Raw genomic sequence first — 24,418 nt, 5'->3', positions numbered from 1 at the left:
GCAATTGTCTCGTGCATCGAAGTGGGCCATCGCGAGGGGTGCTACACAATGACGCGCCGCTGCTGTGGCCATCGCCTCCCCAAGACGAGAGTTCGTGCGTGACCCTATCTGTGCACCCGTCAGGCGCTCCGCCTGAAAACGCCGCTGCGTCGGCGCCGAAATTCCTGATCAGCATTGTGGGGGCGGTGGCGTTCGCGCACCTGCTGAACGATCTGATCCAGGCGGTTCTGCCGGCCATCTATCCGATGCTGAAGATGAAGTTCGCGCTGAACTTCACCCAGATCGGCATGGTGGCGCTGGTCTATCAGTTCACGGCGTCGCTGCTGCAGCCGTGGATCGGGCTTTATACGGACAAGCATCCCAAGCCGTGGCTGCTGCCGTGCGGGATGTTCGCGACCCTGATCGGTATCGGTCTGTTGGCGACGGCGGGCAGCTATCCGATGCTGCTGACGGCCTCGGCGGTGATCGGCATCGGATCGGCGACCTTCCACCCCGAGGCGTCGCGGGTGGCGCGTCTGGCGTCGGGCGGCCGGTTCGGCACGGCGCAGTCGACCTTTCAGGTCGGCGGCAATACAGGCTCTGCCATCGGGCCGCTGGTGGCGTCGATGATCATCCTGCCGATGGGCCAGACGGCGGTCGGCTGGCTGGCCGTGGCGGCGGTCATAGCCATCTGGGTGCTGTTCGGCGTGACCCGGTGGAGGCTGCGTAATCCGGAGATCAAGGTGGTCGCCAAGGCGACGGGCGGAACGCAGGCCCTGAGCCGGGGGCGGATCATCGTGGCCCTGGCGGTCATCGCCGTGCTGATGTTCGCCAAATTCATCTACATCGGCGGCTTCACCAACTACTTCACCTTCTACCTGATCGAACGGTTCGACCTGTCGGTGCGTGAGTCTCAACTGCACCTGTTCGCCTTCCTGGCGGCTGTGGCGGCGGGCACTTTTGCAGGCGGGCCGATCGGCGACCGTATCGGACGCAAGGCGGTGATCTGGTTGTCGTTCATGGGCGCGGCGCCGTTCGCCCTGATGCTGCCCTATGTCGATCTGGGCTGGACGACGGTCTTTTCGATCGCAGTGGGCTTCATCATGTCGTCGGCCTTTGCGGCGCTGGTCGTCTATGCGCAGGAGCTTGTGCCGGGGCGCGTGGGTCTGGTGTCGGGCCTGATGTTCGGCCTGATGTTCGGCATCGGCGGCATCGGCGCCGCAGGTCTGGGCATGATCGCCGACGTGCGCGGCATTGTCTGGGTCTACAAATTCTGCGCGGTCCTGCCCCTGCTGGGACTGATCACCGCCCTGTTGCCTGACATGCGCGTGCGCAGCGCGGCGAAGGCGGGCTGAGGGATGAAAAACAGAGGCGGGTCAGTCCTGGCCCGTCTCGCCCCCGGGCTGGCACAGAGTCTGGAAGCCGCCGGTGAAGACCGCTTCCATGGCGTCGCAGATGGCTGCCATTTCCGAGGATCGGCACAGTCCGCCCGACAGGACGTCGATCCGCCCCGTCTGGGCCAGCGACAGGGTCAGCGACCCCGACAGCAGGTGATAGAACCAGTAGATCTGGCGATGCGGCGTGTCCGGCGCGACCCGCATCAACAGGCCGATGAAGCGGTCGATCACGGGATCGAAATGGCGGTGCATGGTATCGCCGCCCCAGGCCGGGGTGTTGTTCACCTGAGCCACCAGGGCGCCGTAGTTCAGCCAGGCCGGATCGCCATCCTCGAACAGGACGAACAGCGGGCGCAGGAAGGCGTCGATGGCGCCGCGCACCGTCATGGCGTCGCCGTGTGCGGCCTCATAGCGATCCAGACTGTCGAGCCGTAGCTGGTTCACCACCTCGGCGCGGCGGCCGAAGACGGTCGAGAACAACTGGTTCTTGTCGTTGAAATAGTAGTGCAGCAGGGCTGTATCGACGCCCGCCGCCTTGGCCACCGCCTTCAGGGTGACGCCGTGCAGGCCGTCGCGTGCGAACAGACCCTCGGCCACGTCGAGGATGCGGGTGGTGGTTTCTTCGCGCCTCTGAGCCTTGGGTTTTGGGGGCGCCTTGGGTCTGGGAGGCGTTTTGGGCTTGGCCGCCGTCTTCGGACGCGCTGGGGACTCGGTCGTGGACATGGGGCCAGCTTACCCGAACATCCGTCGCAGGCGATCCCGCAGCCGCATCAACAGGATCAACAGCCTTCCTTTGCGGCCGTGGTGATCCAGCGCCGCCTTCCACCAGCCGCGCCTGACCACGCCGCCGGGCGTGCTGTCGAACACCATCCATGCGTCGTCGGCGGGTATATAGGGGGGCCAGTCTGCGCCCGGCGCGCCGGTTCTGGCGAAGGCGATCCAGCGGGCGTGCATGGCGGCGCTGATGGCGTGGTCGGCCTCGGTCGCGGGCGGGGAGGCGTCGGGGCGCTGATCCAGCGTCTCGAAGACGTGGAAGATCTCGGCGGCGTGTGCGGCGCGCGGCATGGTCGGACGCTGGGCTTCCTCGACATAGTCGAAGGCGTAGAGCCACGCTTTGGACCGGCGTGGGCGCGACGCGACCCAGCGCGCGGGCGCGGCGAAGGCGAAGTCGCGGAAGCCGAGGCGGATCAGTTGCTCAGGGTCTCCATTCGCCTGCGGATAGAGGCGGGCCAACGCCGCGTTCGGCTTGATCAGTTTTCCGAACCGTTCCAGCCCGCCGCCGTAGTTGAGCAGGGAGTCTTCGCCGCTGTTGACGCCGATCATCAGCGGCACGTCGGTGAAGGCGCCGCGCGCGAAGGCGTTGATCGGGTCGCGGTCCAGCAGGCGGCTGTCGATCACGGGGCCGAAGGCCCCTTCTACGGCGGTCAGCTTCTCAGGCGTAACGGCGCGCAGGGCGGCGGCGTCGGGATCGGTCAGGCCCAGTGTGGTCGCGGTCGCTGCGCCCTTCGCTTGGGCGGCCTTCAGCGGGGTGGCGGGCAGCCAGCCGCCGCCGGACTGGACCACGGCCTTGTGGAACAGGCCGCGCGCGCGACGGGCCGTCATCAGCGCCAGGATGTCGAGGCCGCCTGCGGACTCTCCGAACAGGGTGACGTTGGCCGGATCGCCGCCGAGGCTGGCGGCATGGTCGCGCACCCATTCCAGCGCGGCGATCTGATCCAGCAACGCCTGATTGCCCAGAGGTTCGTCGGCAGGCGCCTCGGCCGTCAGCGCGGGGTGGGCGAAGAAGCCCAGCTGGCCCAGCCGATAGTTGACACTGACCAGCATGACGCCGTCGCGGGCGAAGGCGGCGCCGTCATAGAAGGGCAGGGAGCCTGCGCCCATCCGGTTCGATCCGCCGTGCAGCCAGACCATGATCGGCGCCGGGGCTGGCGCTTCGGCGGGCGTCCAGATGTTCAGCGTCAGGCAGTCTTCGTCCGTCGGCTCGGGCGCGCCGCCGATGGAGACGATGTCGGCCACATCCGCCGGTCCCGCCTGGGGCGCCGAGGGGCCGAAGACGAAGGCGTCGCGCACGCCCTGCCATGACGGAAACGGACGCGGCGCCCGCCAGCGCAACTCGCCCGTGGGGGCGGCGGCATAGGGCACGCCGCGAAAGACGTTGGCCGGTCCCTCGCGCTGACCGCGCAGGTCGCCGGACGGCGTGTGGGCGACGGGATGCGTCGCGCCCTGATGGTGCTGATCCATGTTTCGTCCCGTTTTCGTGTGATCTGCGCCACACTCGTTCACTCAAGAATGAGGAAAGCCCGCCCGTCTGTCGAGCCGTCTCGTGAAAAGTCATTCATGCAAGAATGAATGATGTTGACAGCGGGGCCGTTCGCGGATCACCGTCGCATCAACACAGATCAGCGGCGATTGAAACGACCGCGCGTGGAGGAGGAAACGGGAATGCGATCGACAGGACAATTGCGTCTGGCGCTGATGAGCAGCGTCTTCATTACGGCCTCGCTGTGCGCGGCGCCGTCTTTCGCCCAGCAGGCGACAGGGGGCGAGCAGGCTTCGAACGTGGACGACATCGTCGTCACCGCGCGCCGTCGTGAGGAGAGCCTGAAGGACGTGCCGGTCGCCGTCACCGCCGTCACCAGCGAGCGTCTGGAACAGACCGGCGCGGCCGACATCACCACCCTGCAGGCGCAGACGCCGAACGCGACGGTTCAGGTGGCGCGCGGCACCAACTCGACCCTGACCACCTTCATCCGCGGCGTCGGCCAGCAGGACCCGCTGTGGGGCTTTGAGCCGGGCGTCGGCCTCTATGTCGACGACGTCTATGTGGCCCGTCCGCAGGGCGCGGTGCTGGATATCTTCGACATCGAGCGGCTGGAGGTCCTGCGCGGACCGCAGGGCACGCTGTATGGCCGCAACACCATCGGCGGCGCGATCAAATATGTGACCAAGCGCATCGGGCCGGACCCGGAACTGACGCTGAAGGGCGCCTATGGCAGCTATAATCAGGTCGATCTGATCGCTTCGGGTTCGGCGCCGCTGACCGAGACGCTGCGCATCGGCGGCGCGGTCGCCCGCTATACCCGCGACGGTTATGGCAAGAACCTGAACACCGGCGCTGAACACTATAACAAGGACGTCACGGCGGGCCGATTGAGCGTCGAGTGGACGCCGCGCGACGACCTGTTCTTCCGTCTGGCGGGGGATATCACTGAGGACGAGTCCAACGCCCGTCACGCGCATCGCCTGATCGCGCCGACGACGGACAAGGCCTATGACACCCGCGCGGGCATCGGCGACGAAGGCTATGTGCGCACGCGCGGCCTGTCGCTGGCCGGCGAATGGAACGTCAACGACGCTGTGACGCTGAAGTCCGTCACGGCCTGGCGCGATGGCGACACCAAGGGCGACGGCATCGATTTCGATGGTCTGCCGCAGCCGATCCTCGACATCCCCGGCTACTATGCCGACAGTCAGTTCACGCAGGAATTCCAGCTGCTGTTCCAGGGCGACCGCTGGCAGGGCGTGGCGGGCGTCTTCTATATGGACGCCTCGGCTGAGGGCGCTTTCGACACGGTTATCGGCCTTTATCCCAGCATGGGGCCGGGGCTGCCTGCGGGGCTGACGACCTATACCGGCGGCAAGGTGGATACCAAGAGCTTCGCCGTCTTTGCCGATTTCAGCTACGATGTGACGGAGCAATTGTCGCTCTCGGTTGGCGGTCGCTGGACGCGCGACAAGAAGAGCGTTGATCAGCTGCGTCAGAACTATCTGGGCATCAAGAGCCCATTCTTCGGCAACAAGGCCGCCATTCCGGCGGGGCCCCCTTCAACCGACTACACCAACTCTGACACCTATTCGGAGTTCACCCCGCGGATCAGCGCCAGCTACAAGCTGACGCCGGAACTGACGGCCTATGCCTCTTATGGCCGGGGCTTCAAGTCGGGCGGTTTCGACATGCGCGGCGACGCCAGCCTCTATCCCGAAACGGTCGACGGCTATCAACCGGAACTGGTCGATACCTATGAGATCGGGCTGAAGGGCTCGCTGCTGGATCGTCGCATCAACTTCGCCACGGCCCTGTTCAAGTCGGACTATACCGATCAACAGATCACATCGCAGTTCTACATTCCTCCGGCGTCGGTCGTCAGCTATGTCGACAACGCCGGGTCCAGCGAGATCTGGGGCTGGGAACTGGAAGCCAGCGCGCGGGTCACGGACAGCTTCATCCCGCGTCTGACGCTGGGTTATCTGGACGCCAAGTTCAACGACTTCGTCACCCTGAACCCGCTGACGGGCAAGCGGGAGAACATGGCCGATCAGCGCCATTTCCAGAATACGCCGGATTGGACCGCCAGCCTGGCGCTGCCTTACAGCTTCGATCTGGGCGACAAGGGTTCGCTGATGCTGACGCCGATCGCCTCATACCGTGGCGCGACCCAGATGTTCGAGACGCCGATTCCGCTGCTCGATCAGGGGTCGTACTGGCTTTATGACGCCACCCTGATGTGGACCTCGCCGGATATGCGTTACCGCGTCAGCCTGGCAGGCCGGAACCTGGGCAATGAGCGATATCGCGCGGGCGGCTACAACTTCCCCGGCGCCATCACCGGCGATTCCGTGGTGGCCTTCTATGGCGCGCCGCGCACGGTGACGTTGAGCGTGTCGGCGAAGTTCTGACCGTTTCGCCAGCGGTGAAAAAAGAGGGGCCCGGCTTTTTCAAGCCGGGCCCCATTTCGTATCATCTGTTTCGTATCACTTGGCGGACAGGCGGTAGTCCAGCGGTGGCGGCGCATCGCCGATCAGCGGTTGATAGACAAAGTCCGGCCCGCGACGCTGGTTCAGTTCGGCCTTGGCGGCGCGAATGGTGTCGGGGCTGATGAACAGCTCGGCGGCGGTCAGGGCCAGGGTCTTGGCGGCTGTCACCGCGCCCTTGACGCCGATGGACGATCCGGCGGCGGCGGTGTTCTGCCAGCTGTGACCGGCCGAACCCGGCACGAAGGTCGCCGTCGACAGGCCGACCGTGGGCACGACCCAGCTGACGTCGGACACGTCGGTCGAGCCGCCGGCGCCGTCCATGTGGATGGCGGCAGGCTGGATTTCGCCGACGCTGGACAGGGGGACCTGGCTGGTCAGTGTCTTCTGGATCCCTTCGGCGAAGGCGACTTCTTCAGGGGTCCAGCTGATGCCGCCGACGCGGTGCAGGTTGCGGTCCATGACGTGCATCAGGGCTTCGTTCGGCATCATGCTGAACACGCCGCCGATCTGCTGGAACTCGACGCGGGTGCCGGTGCCCATGGCGGCGCCTTCGGCGGCCTTCTGGACGCGTTCCATCACCGAGCGCACGACGTCGGGATCACCGTCCCGCACATAATAATAGGACTCCGCATAGGCCGGGACCACGTTGGGTGCCTTGCCGCCGTCGGTGATGACATAGTGGATGCGCGTCCCGTCGGGGATGTGCTCGCGCATCATGTTGACCATGTTGTTCATCGACTCCACGGCGTCCAGCGCCGAACGGCCGAGGTGCGGCGCGCCCGAGGCGTGGGCGGCGGTGCCGTAGAAACGGAACTTGCCCGAGATATTGGCCTTGGTCGTGCCCTGGGAGGCGCTGTTGCTGCTGCCGGGGTGCCAGTGCAGGGCGACATCCAGATCGTTGAACAGGCCGTCACGGGTCATGAAGGCCTTGGCCGAGCCGCCTTCTTCGGCCGGGGTGCCGTAGACACGGATTTCGCCCTTGATGTTATGGGCCTGCATCCAGGCTTTCACAGCGATGGCGGCATGGGCCGAGGCCGCGCCGAACAGGTTGTGGCCGCAGCCGTGACCAGCGGCCGCGCCGAGGCTTTCCTGGTGCGAGACGGCGCCCTGCGACAGGCCGGGCAGGGCGTCATATTCAGCCAGAACGCCGATTATCGGGCCGGTCCCGTTCTTGAAGCTGGCGACGAAGGCGGTCGGCATTCCGGCCACGCCTTCGGTTATGGTGAAGCCTGCGCCGCGCAGGTCGTCCTTCAGGGCGGCCGAACTCTGGGTTTCCAGATAACCCATCTCGGCGAAGGACCAGATCTTCAGCGCCGTGTCGCCCAACTGTTCGGCGTTACGGTCTACGGCGGATATGATTTCGGTGGTCTGGGCGCGCGGCAGCTCGCCCGCAGCAGCAGCGCCGGCGGCGCCGAACAGGGCAGCGGACGCCGCAGCGGCCATAAGGAGACGTTTCATTCTCTTACCTCGGAAAAAGAAAAGGAGCGCCGGGCGGACCGGCGCTCCTTGGAAGGCGTGGGTCAAACCTTCTTGTTGAGGACGATGCCGGAGATGGAGAAGGACAGGGCAGAATCGAACACTTTCCTTCTCCGATACTCAGGCCGATCAGAAGCTCTTGGTTACGGAGACTGAGTAGTAACGGCCGAGCGTATCGTAGTTCTGGCCGTCATAGCTGCCGGCGAAGTTGCCGACTTGCGGCGGCTCTTTGTTGAACAGGTTGGCGACGCCGACGCGCACGCTTAGGTCGTGCGGCAGGGTGAAGCGGCCGTTCAGATCGAAGACGTCATAAGCCTTGACGCCCCGGGTCGTGCTGGCTGGGTTTCGGATCTGTTCGGCGCTGATCATCGCGGCGGTATGGCGCCAGCGCAGGCTGACGTTCATCCAGTCCCTGGAGTAGGAGATGGTGGTGTTGGCCTTCCAGTCGGGGTGGGCCACGCCGGCGCCCTCCTCAACAGCGGTGCCGCGGCTGCCGGCGTAGTTGTACGACGGACCGCCCGGCAGGTTCTGGATCTCGAACTTGTCGACATAGCTGACCACGGTGCCCAGAGACAGGCTGCCGGCCGAGGCGGGCAGGCCGATATCGGCCAGATCGAATGTCCAGTCGACCTGCAGGTCGACGCCGCTGACCTTGAAGGCGCCCAGGTTCAGCGCGGGCTGACCCGGCTCATACAGGAAGCCTGTGGTCGGGTTACGCTTGCCCATGACCTGGCAGTAGTAGTTGTTCACGTCATAGGTCGGGTTTCCGCCATTGAGATTGAAGCAGTTCTCCATGGTCTGGATGATCGGCAGGTTGCCGACTGCGCCAGTGACTTCGATCGAATACCAGTCGATCGAGGTCGAGATCCGTTCCAGAAGCGGCGAGGAGAACGGCGACTGGATGACGGCGCCGATCGAATAGGTATCGGTGGTTTCTTCCTTCAGGTCGGGGTTGCCGCCGGTCAGGGCGAACACCTGGTTAGAGCCGAACTGATAGGTCGGAAGCACGCCCGCCGGTACGCCCATGGCTGCGCACAGGGCCTCGACCTTGGCGGCGTTGGCGCCGCTCTGACCGAAGCCGCCGCGATAGCCCGAGCGGACGTCGCAGGGGTCGCCGCCGAACGGCGTAGACGCGCTGGGGCTGCCGATGCCGGTGCTGCCCGACGATTCAGGCGCGAAGAGTTCGCCCACGCTGGGCGCGCGCACCGAGCGGTTGTAGCCGCCGCGCAGACGGAGGGAATCGATGACGCTCCAGTCGACGTCGACCTTATAGGCGCTGACGCCGCCGACGCTGCTGTAGTCGGAATAACGATAGCCGAGGTTCATATTGACCTCCTGCGCCATCGGCATGTCCTTCAGGATGGGAACCAGCGCCTCGAAGTAGATCTCGCTGACGCTGGTGTTGCCGCCGGAAGGACGCAGCACGCTGTAGCCCAGGATGTCGCTGCCGACGCCGGGGATGTTGTAGAGTTCGTCAGAGTTGTACTGGAAGGAGTTGTAGCGATAGCCCAGGCCGGTCGCCACGCGAACTTCACCCGCCGGAAGATTGAATAGGCCCCCTTGCAGGTTTATTTCGGCGACCCGCTGTTTCATCTCATTGGTGTTCGACGTCCGGCGGCTCATGTAGTCCATACAGCTTTGGGAAAGCGCATGGTTGCCGAAGAAGTTGGCGCCGCCTGCGCAGAGCACGGGGTAGTTGACCATACCGACAGAGGCGCCCGTCACCGGGTCGTATTCCATGCGCGAACCGCCCGCGCCGCCGAACGGATCGTACAGCAGGTTCATGACGGCGGACTTGCTGAGCGCGCCGTGCTGGATGTTGTTGGTCTTGGTCTGGCCCACGCTGGCGAAGGCATCCCAGGTCCAGTCGCGATAAGGCACGACGCCGTTGGCGCCCATGACGACCTGATAGACGTCATAGGTATTGGTCTGCAGGCGGTCGCCGGCGGCGGTGAACGCCTTCTGGAAGGTGAAGTCGCCGTTGGGGTTGGGGCGCGACGCCAGGATCAACCGGGCGTCAGGCGTCAGGAAGGGGTTGGTGACCGGTGCGCTGAGCGCATAGGCCGCGCCCGACGCCAGGGTCGGGTTGAAATAGGTCAGCGCGTCATAGCTGGTGAAGGTCGCCTGGGCGAAGACTGAGGTATTGTCGGTGACATCGTAATCAAGCTTGGAGAAGACCGTGATGCGCTCATTGGTGTTCACGACCTGGCTGTTCGGCCAGCCGAAGTTGAGCTGTTTACGGCTGCCGGCGATGTATTGGGTGTCCGTCTCCGGGTCGCGATAGTTCTCGACGAAATAGTTTCCGACCGTGACGTGGCTGAACAGGGTGCCGTCCATGTTGAAGCCCAACTGGCCCGCGTAGGGAGTGGTGGCCCCAGTGATGGGATTGGTCCCATAGACATTGGTGAACAGATTGTTGACCACGGCGGCGCTGGGCGCGTTGCCTGGGAAGAGCATGGCGCCGGAATCGAGCGTCGCCGTGCCGTTCTGGGGCGTGCGCATGATGTTGAACGACCGGTCGCTCTGGAGCGCAGGCTCGCGCTGGGAGTAGTCAACCGAAATCATGGCGCGGCCGCGTCCATCGGCGAAACGCGAACCGGCGGTCGCGGTTGCACGGAATTGTTCGCCGTCGCCGTATTCGCTGACGCCGTACTGGCTGCTGAGGGTCAGGCCTTCGATATTGCGCAGGCGGAAGTTGACCACGCCCGCCGTGGCGTCCGAACCATAGGCGGTCGAGGCGCCGCCGGTGATGACTTCGACGTTGCCGATCAGGGCGTCAGGAAGGGTGTTCAGGTCGATCGAGCCGTCAGGAGACGACGGCTGCATCCGGCGGCCATCCAGCAGGATCAGGGTCCGCTTGGGGCCCAGGCCTCTGAGGCTGGCGTTGGCCTGACCGGCGTTCAGGGTCGTGGAGCTGCTGCCCGTGCTGGCCTGGCCGAAGGCGCCGGTGAACTGCGGCAATTGCGTCAGGGCGCGTTCGACCGACACCTGGCCGGTGTCTTCGATGGCCTCGGTCGAGACCGACACGATCGGGCTGTTGGCCACATAGTCCGGGCGTGCGACGCGTGAGCCGGTGACGATGATGTCGCTGACCTGAGTCGCGGATCCGGCCTGATCTTCCTGGGCGTGGGCTGCTCCGGCCATCAGGGCGGCGTAGGCGCAGGCGCTGGTCAGCAATATCCGTGATGCACTTGATTTGAATCGCGTGTGTCTTTGAGTGTTCATTGTTTTCCCCTCGTGTTTGGTTGGCTGCTTTCAAGCCGTCATCAGGTAAAGTTTTTTGAGCAGTGTTTTTGCCTGATGATCGGGTATTGAGAGCCGGAGTTTTGTTTGCTTCGGCTCATGTTTCTTATTCAGGTTTTACTTTTCTGCCGACGCGGGTCCGTACAGCAGTCCGTTGAAGAACAGTCGGAAGGTTCCGGCGGGTTGAGCGCGCTGGGTGACTTCGGCGCCGTAGACGAACACCTTGCCCTTGCCCATTTCGACCTCGACCACGGCGGCCGTATCCTTCAGCCGCTCCTGATTGTGGGCCCAGCCGCTGCGCAGCGGCGCGGCGCTGTCGAACCAGGCGATCGAGGCGGCGTCTCCGGCCTGGAAGCGATAGGTCTGGCCGTTGGAGAAGAAGATGTCCGCCTGCGAGGGCATGCCGAAGGCCAGCGGCTGACGGTTGTCCACCGAGGCGCGCAGGATCGAGCCGGGCAGGAAGAACTCTGACGTGGTCAGCGGCCGCGTATTGGCGCCGTCCTGACCGACCAGGGCCGGTTGGATCGGCGCGCCCATCAGGTGGGCCAGTCGGTTGGCGCCGCCGATGGTGACGACCGAGCCGCCATTGCGCACGAAGGCGCTGAGGCGCGGCACGGTCACATTCTGGCTGACTTCGCCCAGCCAGCCGCGGAATTCGGCGGGAATGTCCTCGGCCTTGGGCAGGGGCTGGTTGCGTTGCGGGCGATAGGCCGGGTGCGTCAGCGCCGGCGTCGTGCCGTCGGTGAAGACCAGCACGTCATATTTGGCGTTCAGGTCTTCCTGATCCAGCGCCTGAGGGTAGACGACCTCGAACGGGAACTCGTACTGCTCCAGCAGCCAGCGGGTCCAGCCCGAGCTCATGACGCCCCCATAACGGTCGACCAGACCCACGCGCACGGGCTTCAGGGCGATCGCCTGACCGGCAGGCTTGCGGTCGACGGCATAGGCGTTGAAGCCCAGTTCGCCGACAGCCTGACGCACGGCGGCCGAGGCTTCCGGCGAGGCCTGAACCCAGATGGCGCCGGGGGCCAGATCCGTGCGGCCGACGCGCGCTCCGTCCTTCAGCCATTCGACCTGTGCGCCCGCCTTCAGCAGGCGGTTGGTCAGGATGAAGCTGTTATTGACCTCATGCGGGATCAGGAAACCCGCACGGCCGTTTCCGATCACCGAGCCGGAAGGCGCAGCCAATTCCTTATTCGTGCGCTGGAAGGGGCCGTCGAAGCCGTCCAGCACGCGGTCGAAGGTGACGCCCATCTGATAGGCGAGGGTGTAGCCCGCGACGTCATAAGGCAGCTTGGGCGGCCCGCCCGGGTATTCGGTGTTGTGCGGGTGGTCCTGGGGCTCGAACATATCCAGGATGTGCGGACGGAAGGCCTGCGCGGTCTTCACTACATAGGAACCGGCCGGATAGGACTTACCCTTGACGGTGAAGGGGGCGCTGGCCACGTCCACGTCCACGCCGTTGCGGATCAGGGCGTTCAGGAAGGCGACCGTGGTCGGCAGGTCGCGCTGTTCGGCCGGGTTGATGATGAAGCCGCGCGGGTCGCGGTTCTCGGCGGTCTTCACCACGCTGTCGTATAGGCTGGAGTCGACGGCGCCGCGATCCGTGGCGGTGGCGGCGGCCTTCAGGGCGTCGACCTTCTGCGGCGTGATGGTCCAACTGTCCTGCGAGCCGCGTTGGATGCTGTTGGCGCCCATCTGGTAGATGCCCATCAGCAGGCGTTCGCGGTTACGCGCGGCATAGTCGATCACCGCCCGGTTCATCGACCACTGGTAATCGATGCTGTCCTGCAGATGCCACATGCGCGGTCCGATGGGCATGGGCTCGTCATTGCGCGCCAGCTGGGTTTCCGGAATCAGCGGAATGGCCTCGGGCGTCGGACCGCCGATGATCTCGGTCAGGATGCCGACCATGTTGTGGAAGTAGGGCGCCGACCGGTACATGCCGTTGTGCCAGGTCGAATAGGGGGCGACGCTGTCCTTGCCCGAGCCGGCCTTGCCCTCGGCGATCAGACGGCTGTGCATGATGGTGCCGACCTCGGTGGTCGTGGTCATCACCAGCGGATCGAAGTTGTAGTTGAACGGGTCCCTGAACGGCGGGATGAACACCACCATGCCGCGCGGGCCGGTCTGGTGCTGGTTGAAGACGATCTGCGGGAACCACTCGCGATAGTGGACGCGGTTGATGTTCCGCGTCTCGGGCATCAGCGACATGTAGGAGTCGCGGTTGTTATCGTGGCCCACATACTTCTGATACAGGCGCGGGATCGAGTTGAACTCGCGCTTCTGCGGGTCGGGGTTACGCATGTACCAGTCGGCGACCAGCTGCAGCCCGTCCGGGTTGGCGTGGCCGAACAGGATGATGACGTCATCCAGGGTGCGCAGGGTCTCCGGGTCGTTTTGCGTCAGCAGATTGTGCAGGATCTGGATCTGACCCTGGGTGGTGACGGTCTCGGTGGCGTGAAGCCCGGCGTCGATCCAGACGATGGCCTTGCCGTCGCGCGCCAGTTCAGCGGCCTGTTCCTGCGTCAGGCCCTCGGCCCGCGCCAGACGCTGGGCGATGTCCTGATAGCGGGCCAGATTGGCCAGGTTGGCCGGGGACGACACAATGGCCATCCACTGGGTGCGGCCCTCGGCCGAGGTCCCGAAGCTCTCCAGCTTCATGCGATCGGATTCGGCGGCGATGCGCTGAAGGTAGGCTTCGTACTGGTCGTAGTTTGCGAGGAAGTAGTCCGTGCCCGGATTCTGCGGGAAGAAGCTGGCGGGCGACGTGATGCGGGCGGCGGTCGGGCTGGCGCCCGGCTGGCTATAGGCGGCGCCGCCGGTTGCGGCGGCGGTGAGCGCCGTGCTGGCCAAAAGGGCTGCGCACAGACGAATCGCCAAGGTTTTACGGACCATCATTCCCCTCATGATTTTTATGTGTTCGCGCCCGCTCTCCCCACGGACGCCCTTAGCTTCGCCAAATTGAAGACACATGAAAGCCCCCGACGGCCTCATTTGAGACTTTTTTTGTCTCTTTCCCTCAATTTTTGACGGTTATCGCGCACAGATTGTGTTTCCGAGGCGACTTCGCGCGAACTGAGGAGCGGTTCAGAAAGTGAAGATGGAACAGAACGCCGTCCAGCGAACGTAGAGTTCCCGAAAAGTGTCAAAAAGCGTCGCGCCCAAATATTTCATTGAAGGATAAAAATTGCGCAAAATAACAACTATTGGGCGATTTAGGGCGCTATATCCCCCATAACGATCTGCATTTGGGCAATGCAACCTCATGGAATGTATATCATTTATATTATTTTTGCGCTCAGGCGGTATTTTGTCTTGTTTATGGCGAGCATCGCGGGAACATTCCCCGCAAGCGGCGCTGTTCACGACGTCGCGCATCAGATTTACGCGTAACGGGATTTGAGGGGATTCTTCATGCGTCAAAACGGGGGAGGGGGCGTTCGCCCCACCATGAATCGTGCCTGGTTGGCATGTGGCTGCGCCACGCTGGCCTTGCTGGGAGGGGGCGGTCACGCCCTGGCCCAGGAGGAAGAGCCGGCGGTCAGCGAGGTCGGGGAGATTGTGGTTACGGGGTCGCGTATCGCGCGCCGCGACTATGTGTCCAACAGTCCGCTTGTCTCAGTGTCTTCAGAGGCGATCGAGAACACCGGCCAGGTCACGGTCGAGAAGGCCCTGACCCAGATGCCCCAGTTCTCGGGCGCCATGGGACAGAGCACGGCTGGGTCGTCGTCGACCTCGCTGAACGGCGGCCAGGCCTACGCCAGCCTGCGCGGGTTGGGCTCCAAGCGGACCCTGCTGCTGCTCGACGGCAAGCGGCTTCAGCCGTCGAACCCTGACGGTTCGGTCGATCTGAACATCATTCCGGAAGCCCTGATCGGCAACGTCGAGGTCATCACCGGCGGCGCCTCGACGGCCTATGGCTCGGACGCCACGGCGGGCGTGGTCAACTTCATCCTGAAGCGCAACTTCAGCGGCGTCACCGTCTCGTCGCAGTACGGCATCAGCGACTATGGCGACGGTGAAAGCTTCCGCGCCTCGGTGACGGCAGGCGAGCAGTTCGCCGAAGGCCGCGGTCGGGCGGTGATCTCGCTCGATTATTCGATGCGCGAACCGGCCTTCCAGTCCAAGCGCGACTATTACTTCGTGCGTAACCGCCAGTCGAACACGGCCATCATCGCCCAGGGCGCCGCCTGGTTCGGCAGCAACCGCCCGACCATCGACGCGGTGAACGACATCTTCGTCGGCAAATATGGACTGACGCCGGTGATCGGCTCGGTTCTGCCGAACGACCCCTATTACAACGGCCAGATCGGCTTCAACACCGGCGACCAGAGCCTGTTCAACCTGGGCGGCGCGTCCAAGGTGATGAACCTGAAGGACCCGGAGACGGACGGACACTTCCTGAACGCCGCAGGCACCAACATGCTGTGGGGCTGGAACCGGGGCCGGATCCAGAACGAGAACGAACGCTATTCGCTGTTCTCGCGCGTCGACTATCAGCTGACGCCGGAGATCGACTTCTTCCTGCAGGGCTCGCTGACCAGCTATGAGTCAGAAGGCACCTTCAATCCGACACTGGCCGGTCTGGCCTATGCCCTGTCGGCGCCGGTGACCAACCCCTACATCGGCGCAGATCTTGCTCACCTCCTGGCCTCGCGTCCGAATCCGACTGCCGATTTCTCGCTGTGGAAGGACCTGGATTTCGCAGGGGAGCGGCTCCAGTCCTATGCCTATGACGTTCACCAGTTCATCAGCGGTCTGTCGGGGCAGGTAGGCTATAAGGACTGGACGTGGGAAGCCTACGCCAGCGTCTCAAAGGCCAGCTTCGAAAACGTCCAGACCGGCGGCGTCAGCCGCTCGGCCATCAGCAAGCTGCTCTATAGCCCGACCGGCGGCTCCGAACTGTGCGCGGGCGGCTTCAATCCGTTCGGCAACCACCGTCCGTCGGCCGAGTGCGTCAACTACATGGTCCGTGGCACGACCAATACCAATGAACTGACCCAGCGCATGGCTGAAGCCTCGGTTCAGGGCGGCCTGTTCCAGCTTCCTGCCGGTGAAGTGCGCTTCGCGGCGGGCGTGGGCTATCGCTATAACCACTTCGAGTTCCGTCCTGACTCCGCGCTGGATCAGCCGGACGGGACCAGCGACATTCTGGGATACAGCGAACTGCGGGCATCCTCGGGCAAGGTCGATACGACCGAGATCTTCGCTGAATTCCTTGTGCCGCTGCTGCGCGACAAGCCGTTCATCAAGGAACTGGAGATGGACCTGGGCTACCGCTACTCCGACTACAGTTCGGTCGGCGGCGTCCATGCCTACAAGGTGGACCTGAACTGGCAGGTGAATGATATCGTGCGTCTGCGCGGCGGCTATAACCGCGCCGTGCGCGCGCCGAGCGTCGGGGAACTCTTCTCGCCGATCTCTTCAGCCACGGTAGATGTTGGTACGCCGTCCTCCGCCAACACCAACGGCGATCCCTGCGATCACCGCAGTTCGTTCCGGACCGGGCCGAATGGCGACAAGGTCAAGGATCTGTGCGTGGCGCTGGGCGTTCCGGCCAGCCTGATCAACGGCTATGAATTTGGCGCGGCCCAGGTCTTCGCCCTGACCGGCGGCAACCCGGACCTCAAGGAAGAAACGGCTGACACCTATGCCTTCGGGACCGTGTTGCAGCCCAGCTTCCAGTCGCCCTGGCTGAGCAACATCAGCGCCTCGATCGACTGGTATCAGATCAAGGTGTCGGACGCTGTCGGCGTTCTGGGCGTCGGCAACGGCATCCGTTACTGCTTCAACGACGGGGGCAACAACCCGACCTACGATCCGAACAACTACTACTGCACGCTGCAGGATCGCGGGACCAGCGACGGCTATATGATCAACCCGAAGCAGCCGTTGCTGAACCTGGGGCAGTTCAACGTCACCGGCATCGACCTGCAGTTGGACTGGCGCCTGCATCTGGCTGACATCGGGCTGCCGGATAATGGCCAACTGAGCTTCAGTTCGGCGATCAGCTATCTGAACAGCTTCGAGATTCAGGCCCTGCCGGGCGCGCCCACCTTCGATTATGCGGGCAGCTGGGGCACGGCGATCGAGGCCAACGCCGGTCAGGCGCACCCGGAATGGAAGGCCAATACCGGCGTCACCTATTCGCGTGAGAACTGGAATGTGGGCCTGCGCTGGCGGCACACCTCGGCCATGATCAACAGCGCGCGCGTGACCTCGCCGACCAGCACGGCGCGGGGCGTGGACGCCTATGATGTCTTCGACCTGAATGCGCGGGTCAACCTGCCATACGAAACGACAGTCCGGTTCACAGTGACCAATTTGTTCAACAAGGAACCGCCGCAGGTGGGCGATATCCGCGGAATCTACGATCCCCAGAATTATGACACCCTGGGACGTTATTTCTCGGTCGCTGTAACCAAGGCTTTTTGATCTAAGCCGTGGGGCTGTTACAGCCCCACGGCGCATGTTGCGTTCAAGCGGGGGGCTTCCCGCATATCGAGTCGACGTTCAATCGTCGCATGGAGGAAAAAATTGGCTTTTGAACCCAAGAAGACATGGGCTGCGGGGGTCGCTGCCGTCCTGATGGCGGTATCGCCGGTTGCTGTCGCTCAGGCTGCGGCCCAGACGCAGGCGCCGACGGTGTCCTACATTCATGCGGGCAAGCTGCTGGCGGACCCGGCCACCGGCCGCGTCACCGAGCGTCAGACCATCGTCGTTGAGAACGGCCGCGTGCGCGAGATCGTCAACGGCTACGTCGGCGACCAGGGCGTCATCGACATGAAGGACCGCTTTGTCCTGCCGGGTCTGATCGACGGCCACGTCCACCTGACCAACCAGCAGGGCGAAGGCAACCGCGTCGCGCGCTTCACCAATACGGCGGCTGACTCGGCTATCACCGGGGCCGCCTATGCGTTGGTGACGCTGAAGGCGGGCTTCACCACGGTCGCGGACCTGGGCGGCGCCAGCGACGCCGTCGTGGCCCTGCGCAACGGCATCGCCGCCGGTCGTATCCCTGGCCCGCGCATGCTGGTCTCGGCTGGTACGGTGACGCCGCACGGCGGTCACGGCGACGCCAACGGCGTCAGTGCGGCCCTGGTGCCGGTTCTGCGTCAGAACGGCGTCTGCTCGGGCGCCGACGACTGCCGCCGCGCCGTGAGAGAGCGCGTGCGTTCGGGCGCCGACATCATCAAGATCACGGCTACCGGCGGCGTGCTGTCGGATACGGGCGCCGGTCTGAACCAGCAGTTCTCCGATGAAGAACTGCGCGCCATCGTTGAGACGACCCACTTCATGGGCCGTACGGTCACCGCCCACGCCCACGGCACGGACGGCATCAACAGCTTCCTGCGCGCAGGCGGCGATTCCATCGAACACGGCACCTTCCTCGATGATGAATCGATCCGTATCTTCAAGGCTAACAACGGCTGGCTGACGCCGACCCTGCTGGCCGGCGATTTCGTCGCCCGCGAAGCGGCGCGTCCGGAGACCTTCTTCACGCCGAACCAGCGCAAGAAGTCTCTGGAAGCCGGCCCGCAGATGCTGGACATGGCCCGTCGCGCGCACCGCGCCGGCGTGCAGATCTCGTTCGGCACCGACTCGGGCGTGTCGCCGCACGGCGAGAACGCCAAGGAGTTCGCCCTGCTGGTCCAGGCCGGTCTGTCGCCGCTGGAAGCCATCCAGACCGCCACGGTCAACGCCGCCCGTCACTTCCGCATGCAGGAAGAAATCGGTCGTCTGGCGCCGGGCTATTCGGCGGACATCATCGCCGTCTCGGGCAACCCGCTGTCGGACGTGACCCTGCTGGAAAACGTCGAGTTCGTGATGAAGACGGGCAACGTCTACGTCCAGCCCTGAACAGGGCGACGAGATCAGGAGCGCTGAAGACGCTCCGATGAGGGGGACTTCAAGGAGGCCGGCGTCAGCTGGCCCCCTTTTTTATCGTCCGAAGCCTATTCCGAGGTCACGCCGTCGAAATGCTCTTCGGTCTCGTCGGCCTTGGCGGGGTGCAGCACGCCGTGGCGATGCTCGGGCGGGCCATAAAGGGTGTAGAGCTTCAGTGGCTCTGCCCCCGTGTTGATCAGATTGTGGCGCGCGCCTGCGGGCACGATGATGCCGGACTCCGCTTGGGCCGGGCGCGACTGGCCGTCGATGACGATCTGGCCCTGACCCTGTTCGATGCGGAAGAACTGGTCGTGGCCTTCATGGACCTCTTCGCCGATTTCCTCGCCGGGTTGGAGCGTCATCAGCACCAGTTGCAGGTGGCGGCCGGTGTAGAGCACCTGGCGATAGTCGTCATTGTCGAGCGTCGCGCGTTCGATGTCGTCCAGATAGCCTTGCATGTCGTCTTCCTTGTCGATGATGGGCCAGTGAGCAGCTTAGCCATGGTTCATGGCCCCGGTGCGTTGATCCTGCGCAAGGCCAAGAAAAAACGCCGGAGCTTTCGCCCCGGCGTTTGTGCATTCTGCATTGTGCGAGGCCTTAGCCGCGCTGGGCCAGCGGCACGTAATCGCGCTCGGTCGGGCCGGTGTACAGCTGACGCGGGCGGCCGATCTTCTGCGACGGATCGGCCATCATTTCCTGCCACTGGGCGATCCAGCCCACGGTGCGCGCCAGGGCGAACAGCACGGTGAACATGGTGGTCGGGAAGCCCATGGCCGACAGGGTGATGCCCGAATAGAAGTCGACGTTCGGGAACAGTTTGCGCGAGGTGAAGTACTCGTCCTTCAGCGCGACGGCTTCCAGTTCCTTGGCGACCTGGAACAGCGGATCGTTCTCGCGGCCCGTGGCGGCCAGAACTTCATAGGCCGACTGCTGCATGACCTTGGCGCGCGGATCGTAGTTCTTGTACACGCGGTGGCCGAAGCCCATCAGCTTGTACTTGCGGTCCTTCACGCCCTGAATGAACTCAGGAATGCGGTCCGGGGTGCCAATTTCCTTCAGCATGTTCAGCGCCTCTTCGTTGGCGCCGCCGTGCGACGGACCCCACAGGCAGGCGATGCCCGCGGCGATACAGGCGAAGGGGTTGGCGCCCGACGAACCGGCCAGGCGGACGGTCGAGGTCGAGGCGTTCTGCTCGTGGTCGGCGTGCAGGATGAAGATGCGGTCCATGGCGCGAACCAGGGCCGGATCGACGTGATAGTCCTCGGCCGGGACGGCGAAGCACATCCGCAGGAAGTTCTCGGCGTAAGACAGGTCGTTGCGCGGCGAAACGAACGGCTGGCCGATGTGGTATTTATAGGCGCGGGCCGCGATCGTCGGCATTTTGGCGATCAGGCGGATGGCCGAGATGTTGCGCTGGATCGGATCATGGATGTCCAGGCTGTCGTGATAGAAGGCCGACAGGGCGCCGACGGTGCCGACCATGATCGCCATCGGATGGGCGTCGCGGCGGAAGCCTTCGAAGAAGCGGTCGAATTGGGCGTGCAGCATGGTGTGCCGCGTGACGTTCTGCTCGAACTCTTCATATTCGGCGGCGTTGGGCAGCTCGCCGTGCAGCAGCAGGTGGCAGACTTCCAGGAAGTTAGACTTCGAGGCCAGCTGGTCGATGGGATAGCCGCGGTGCAGCAGCACGCCCGCATCGCCGTCGATATAGGTCAGACTTGATTCGCAGGCGGCGGTGGAGGTGAAGCCCGGATCGAAGGTGAAGGCGCCGGTGCCGCCATACAGCTTGCGGATGTCGATGACGTCCGGGCCGGTCGAGCCGGAGAGGACGGGGAGCTCAACAGTCCTGTCCTGGTAGGACAGGGTCGCCGAGCCGGCGGGTTTCGCTTGTTCAGTCATCTTGGCCCCTTGTTCTTCTTCGCGACCGGCGCGCGGGGAGGCGGTCGGCCTGAGTTGGTTATGGATGTTCACTTAGTCTGTTGCAGCGCATCATCCAAGCGTCCGAGACTTTCGTCACGGCCCAGAGCGCACAGCGTTCTGGCGATATCGGGCGATGCAGAACCGCCAGTCAAGGCCGCCCGTAGGGAAGGCCCTATTTTTCCAAAGCCTACGCCCTCTTCTTCGGCGAAAACCTTAAGTTCAGCTTCGAGAGCGAAGACGTCCCAGCTCTGGAAAAGCCCCAGTCGTTCACGCAGTCGTGAAATTCTGGCGCCGCTTTCGCCCTGCAGCAAAGCGGCGGATTTCTCGTTGAGGGCGATTGGACGCACCTGCAACACGAATGTGGTCTGATCGGCCAGTTCAGGGATCGTCTTGGCCCGATCCTTGATGAAGGGCATGGCGCGCAACAGGCGTTCTTCATCGTCCGGCAGCAGGTCGCGGCCGCGCGCCAGATGGGCGTCCAGCGTCAGCTTGGCCAGTCGGTCGTCGTCCGCCAGCCGTATCCAGTGAGCGTTGACGTGGGCCAGTTTGTCGAAGTCCAGACGGGCGGGCGCCTTGTTGACGCCGGTCAGGTCGAACCATGCCAACGCCTGCTCGTCGCTGAACAGTTCGTCGTCGCCGTGAGCCCAGCCCAGACGGGCCAGATAGTTGCGCATGGCTTCGGGCAGATAGCCCATGTCGGCGTATTCATGCACCGCCTGCGCCCCGTGCCGCTTGGACAGTTTGGCGCCGTCCGGGCCGTGGATCAGCGGGATGTGGGCGAAGGTCGGTCGCGTCCAGCCCAGCGCATCGTAGATCAGGCTCTGGCGGGCGGCGTTGTTCAGATGGTCGTCGCCGCGAATGACGTGCGTCACGCCCATGTCGTGGTCGTCCACGACAACGGCCAGATTATAGGTCGGCGCCCCGTCGGAGCGCAGGATGACCAGATCGTCCAGCGACGCCGATTCCCAGCGTACCGTCCCCTGAACGGCGTCATCGACCACGACCGCCTGATCCAGCGGGCGGCGGAAGCGCACGGTGTGCGGCTTGGCCAGATCATCGACGGACGGTTCGCGGTCGCGCCACGGCGACACGAAGTCCCGCCCCTCGGCCTTGGCCTGATCGCGCAGCGCGCCGGTTTCTTCAGCCGTCAGGAAGTCGCGGTAGGCGTGGCCGCTGGCCAGAAGCTGGTCGATGACCTCGCGGTGGCGGTCGGCGCGGGTGAACTGGAAGACGGGCTCTTCGTCGCCGAACAGTTCCAGCCACGACAGGCCGTCGAAGATGGCCTTCACCGCCTCATCGGTCGAACGCTCGCGGTCGGTGTCCTCGATGCGGATCAGGAATTTGCCGCCGCGTCCTTTGGCGTACAGCCAGTTGAATAACGCAGTTCTCGCCCCGCCGATATGCAGGTAGCCTGTGGGCGAGGGGGCGAAGCGGGTGACGACGGTCGAGGAAGGGGAGGTCATAGAGGCAGCATCCATAGGGCAGGGTCTTATACGCCCGCCCGTGGGGAAGCGAACCCTTATGGCCCGCTTATTTGAAAGCCTGCGCGCGGACGTAATGGCGCAGGGGGACCGCTGGCCCATGTGGTCGTCGGTCTGTTTCGGAGCGGGCTGCGGCGCCTATTTCGTGCTGAAGCAGGAACCGACGACGTGGCCGCTGGCGCTGGTCGCCCTTGTCCTGCTGACGGCATGGATCATCGGCAAGGCGAGAGGCCTGCCGCGCTGGGCGACGCTGATCCTGCTGATGGCGGCCTGTTTCAGCGGCGGTCTGGCGGTCGCCAGTCAGCGAGCCGGTGCGGCGGCGGCGCCGATAGCGCCCGCCGATATGAAGCCGACGCAGGTCGAAGGCTGGGTCATGGACGTGGATTCGTCCGGTCGGAACGGCGCCCGCATCGTCGTGGCGCCGGTTCGCGTGCGAGGGCTGGCGCCCGAAGCGACGCCCGAGCGTCTGCGCGTCACGGTGAAGGGGCCGCCGCCGCCGCCCGGCGCGGCTGTTCGCGTCTTCGGCATACTGAACCCGCCGCCGCCGCCCGCCAGTCCGGGGGCCTATGACTTCGGCCGCAACGCCTATTTTCAGGGACTGGGCGGGACGCTGTTTGCGCTCGGGCCCACGCGCAGCGCCGACCTGTCGCCGCCGCCGTGGCGGGTGCGGATGGAGATGAAGGTCAACGCCGTCCGCTTCGCCCTGGCCCAGAGGATCGTCGCCCGTCTGGGCGAGCGCACGGGCGGGGTGGCGGCGGCCATGACCACGGGGCATGAGACGTGGATTCAGGATCCTGATCTGGACGCCATGCGGGATTCAGGACTGGCGCACATTCTGTCGATCTCGGGGCTGCACATGGCGGTCGTAGGGGGCTTTGTCTTCTTCGCCGTGCGTCTGTCGGTCGCGGCGTGGCCGTGGCTGGCGCTGAGGGCCTCGGGCAAGAAGATTGCGGCGGTCGCGGGCCTGATTGCGGTCGGGACCTATCTGATCATATCAGGCGCGCCGGCGCCGGCGGAACGGGCGGCGGTCACGGCTTCCATCGCCTTTCTGGCCATATTGGCGGACCGGCAGGCGGTGACGATGCGGGCTCTGTCGGCGGCGGCCTTCGTCGTCCTGTTGCTGCGGCCCGAGGCCGTGGTGACGCCGGGGTTCCAGATGTCGTTCGCCGCGACGGCGGCTCTGGTCGCTCTGGTCGAGATATGGCCGCGGCGGATTCGCGAACTGTCTGTTCCGTGGCCGATCGCGGCTGTGCAGCGGTTCGCAAGCTGGTTGCTGGCCGCGTGCTGCGCCAGCCTTGTGGCAGGCATGGCGACCGGGCCGTTCGCCATGCAGCATTTCAACCGCACAGCCGTCTATGGGCTGATCGCCAATATGGCGACCGCTCCGCTGGCCGACTTCATCATGATGCCCATGCTGGCGCTGGGCGCGGCGTTGGAGCCTCTGGGGCTGGGCGCGCCCTTTCTGTGGCTGGCGGGGCAGTCGGTCGACGCCATGCTGGTGATCGGCCACTGGGCGGCGAACCTGCCCGGCGCCGTGCAGACGATCCCCAGCGCTCCGGCGGCGGCCCTGCCGGTCGCCTTTCTGGGCATCCTTTTCATGTGCCTGTGGCGCGGATGGTGGCGTCTGCTGGGACTGCCGTTCGCCGCAGCCGTGCTGATCTGGCCGCGCCCGGCGCCGCCGGATGTCTGGATCGGAGACGGCGGCGCCAATGCAGCCTATCGGCAGGGAGAAGAGGCGGTCGTGATCCGGCCGTCGGTGCGTCAGTTCGCCAGCGACCTGTGGTCCCGGCGACGGGGACTGGAGGCGGTCGGGCGTCCGTCCGAGGGCTGGGCCTGCAAGCGGTCCTTCTGCGTGCCGGAAGGCGAGAGCGGCGTTCTGGCGCTGTGGTGGGGCAAGGCGTCGCCGGGTGAAGCTCAACTGGACCAGATGTGCCGAAGTGCTGAGGTGATCAGCGTGCGGGCGGTCGTGTCGCTCCTGCCGCCGTCATGCGAAGGGCGGCTGGTGCTGGATGGCGCTGACTATGCGCGCGGCGGTTCCGTGGAGTTGTGGCGCGATGACGCCGGAAGCTGGCGCGCCCTGTGGGCGGCAGAGGTGCGGGGCAGGCGGCCGTGGAGTGATGGGGGTGCAGATTAGGCGCCGCCTCCTAATCCCGCTCATCCCGGCGGACGCCGGGACCCAGTAAGTGCTACACGTGCTGACGGTGAGTTACGGACAGGTCCGGGTGGGGAGCAGATTTCAAAGGCTGCGCCTGAGGCCAAAGCACTGGGGCCCGGCGT

At 64.8% G+C, this 24,418-nt stretch carries 13 protein-coding genes; 5 read left to right on the top strand and 8 right to left on the bottom strand.

Annotated elements, in window-relative coordinates; all coding sequences use genetic code 11:
• The first annotated feature begins 98 nt into the window (after nt 1-98).
• Nucleotides 99-1,334 carry an MFS transporter gene (locus ACORJG_RS07770; protein WP_427792885.1) on the top strand — a complete coding sequence of 412 codons (1,236 nt, stop codon included), beginning with the start codon at nt 99-101 and terminating at the stop codon, nt 1,332-1,334.
• A gap of 21 nt (nt 1,335-1,355) precedes the next feature.
• On the opposite strand, the gene ACORJG_RS07765 is transcribed toward ACORJG_RS07770, so the two are convergent.
• Both ACORJG_RS07765 and ACORJG_RS07760 read right to left on the bottom strand, forming a co-directional pair.
• Complete coding sequence (locus ACORJG_RS07765; protein ID WP_427792884.1) at nt 1,356-2,099, bottom strand: TetR/AcrR family transcriptional regulator; 744 nt, start codon at nt 2,097-2,099, stop codon at nt 1,356-1,358.
• 9 nt (nt 2,100-2,108) lie between these two features.
• The gene (locus ACORJG_RS07760; RefSeq protein ID WP_427792883.1) at nt 2,109-3,617 is read right to left on the bottom strand and encodes a carboxylesterase/lipase family protein; all 1,509 of its coding nucleotides are present in this window, start codon (nt 3,615-3,617) and stop codon (nt 2,109-2,111) included.
• A gap of 201 nt (nt 3,618-3,818) precedes the next feature.
• Between ACORJG_RS07760 and ACORJG_RS07755 the strand changes: the two genes are divergently transcribed.
• Nucleotides 3,819-6,053: a TonB-dependent receptor gene (locus ACORJG_RS07755; protein WP_427792882.1), complete on the top strand. Its 2,235-nt coding sequence runs from the start codon at nt 3,819-3,821 to the stop codon at nt 6,051-6,053.
• A gap of 75 nt (nt 6,054-6,128) precedes the next feature.
• Here the strand turns inward: ACORJG_RS07755 and ACORJG_RS07750 are convergent, their stop codons facing one another.
• From ACORJG_RS07750 to ACORJG_RS07740, 3 genes are all read right to left on the bottom strand, one after another.
• On the bottom strand, nt 6,129-7,589 hold the full coding sequence (locus ACORJG_RS07750) for an amidohydrolase (protein WP_427792880.1): 1,461 nt from the start codon (nt 7,587-7,589) through the stop codon (nt 6,129-6,131).
• A 147-nt stretch (nt 7,590-7,736) separates the two neighbouring features.
• Nucleotides 7,737-10,832, bottom strand: a complete 3,096-nt coding sequence (locus tag ACORJG_RS07745; RefSeq protein ID WP_427792878.1) for a TonB-dependent receptor domain-containing protein — start codon at nt 10,830-10,832, stop codon at nt 7,737-7,739.
• A 135-nt stretch (nt 10,833-10,967) separates the two neighbouring features.
• Entirely contained in the window at nt 10,968-13,733 is a 2,766-nt protein-coding gene (locus tag ACORJG_RS07740; RefSeq protein ID WP_427792876.1) for a M14 family metallopeptidase, read from the bottom strand.
• A gap of 570 nt (nt 13,734-14,303) precedes the next feature.
• Here ACORJG_RS07740 and ACORJG_RS07735 point away from each other — a divergent pair.
• A complete protein-coding gene (locus tag ACORJG_RS07735) occupies nt 14,304-17,288 on the top strand; it encodes a TonB-dependent receptor domain-containing protein (RefSeq protein ID WP_427792874.1) in 2,985 nt (994 codons plus the stop codon).
• Nucleotides 17,289-17,441: 153 nt separating this feature from the next.
• A complete protein-coding gene (locus tag ACORJG_RS07730) occupies nt 17,442-18,713 on the top strand; it encodes an amidohydrolase family protein (protein WP_427792998.1) in 1,272 nt (423 codons plus the stop codon).
• 95 nt (nt 18,714-18,808) lie between these two features.
• Here the strand turns inward: ACORJG_RS07730 and ACORJG_RS07725 are convergent, their stop codons facing one another.
• The 3 genes from ACORJG_RS07725 to gltX all read right to left on the bottom strand — a co-directional run bounded on the left by ACORJG_RS07725 (nt 18,809) and on the right by gltX (nt 22,123).
• Nucleotides 18,809-19,198 carry a cupin domain-containing protein gene (locus ACORJG_RS07725; RefSeq protein ID WP_427792872.1) on the bottom strand — a complete coding sequence of 130 codons (390 nt, stop codon included), beginning with the start codon at nt 19,196-19,198 and terminating at the stop codon, nt 18,809-18,811.
• Nucleotides 19,199-19,337: 139 nt separating this feature from the next.
• Nucleotides 19,338-20,639, bottom strand: coding sequence for a citrate synthase (gene gltA, locus ACORJG_RS07720; RefSeq protein WP_427792871.1), 1,302 nt, complete (start codon nt 20,637-20,639; stop codon nt 19,338-19,340).
• A gap of 68 nt (nt 20,640-20,707) precedes the next feature.
• The gene (gltX, locus tag ACORJG_RS07715; protein WP_427792869.1) at nt 20,708-22,123 is read right to left on the bottom strand and encodes a glutamate--tRNA ligase; all 1,416 of its coding nucleotides are present in this window, start codon (nt 22,121-22,123) and stop codon (nt 20,708-20,710) included.
• A 58-nt stretch (nt 22,124-22,181) separates the two neighbouring features.
• Between gltX and ACORJG_RS07710 the strand changes: the two genes are divergently transcribed.
• Nucleotides 22,182-24,275, top strand: coding sequence for a ComEC/Rec2 family competence protein (locus ACORJG_RS07710; RefSeq protein ID WP_427792867.1), 2,094 nt, complete (start codon nt 22,182-22,184; stop codon nt 24,273-24,275).
• Nucleotides 24,276-24,418 lie beyond the last annotated feature (143 nt).

Origin of the sequence: Brevundimonas diminuta, assembly GCF_050310045.1 — a bacterium.
GTDB lineage: Bacteria > Pseudomonadota > Alphaproteobacteria > Caulobacterales > Caulobacteraceae > Brevundimonas > Brevundimonas diminuta_F.
Note: the sequence above shows the minus strand (reverse complement) of the source record. Positions and strands in the feature narration are given on the sequence as shown.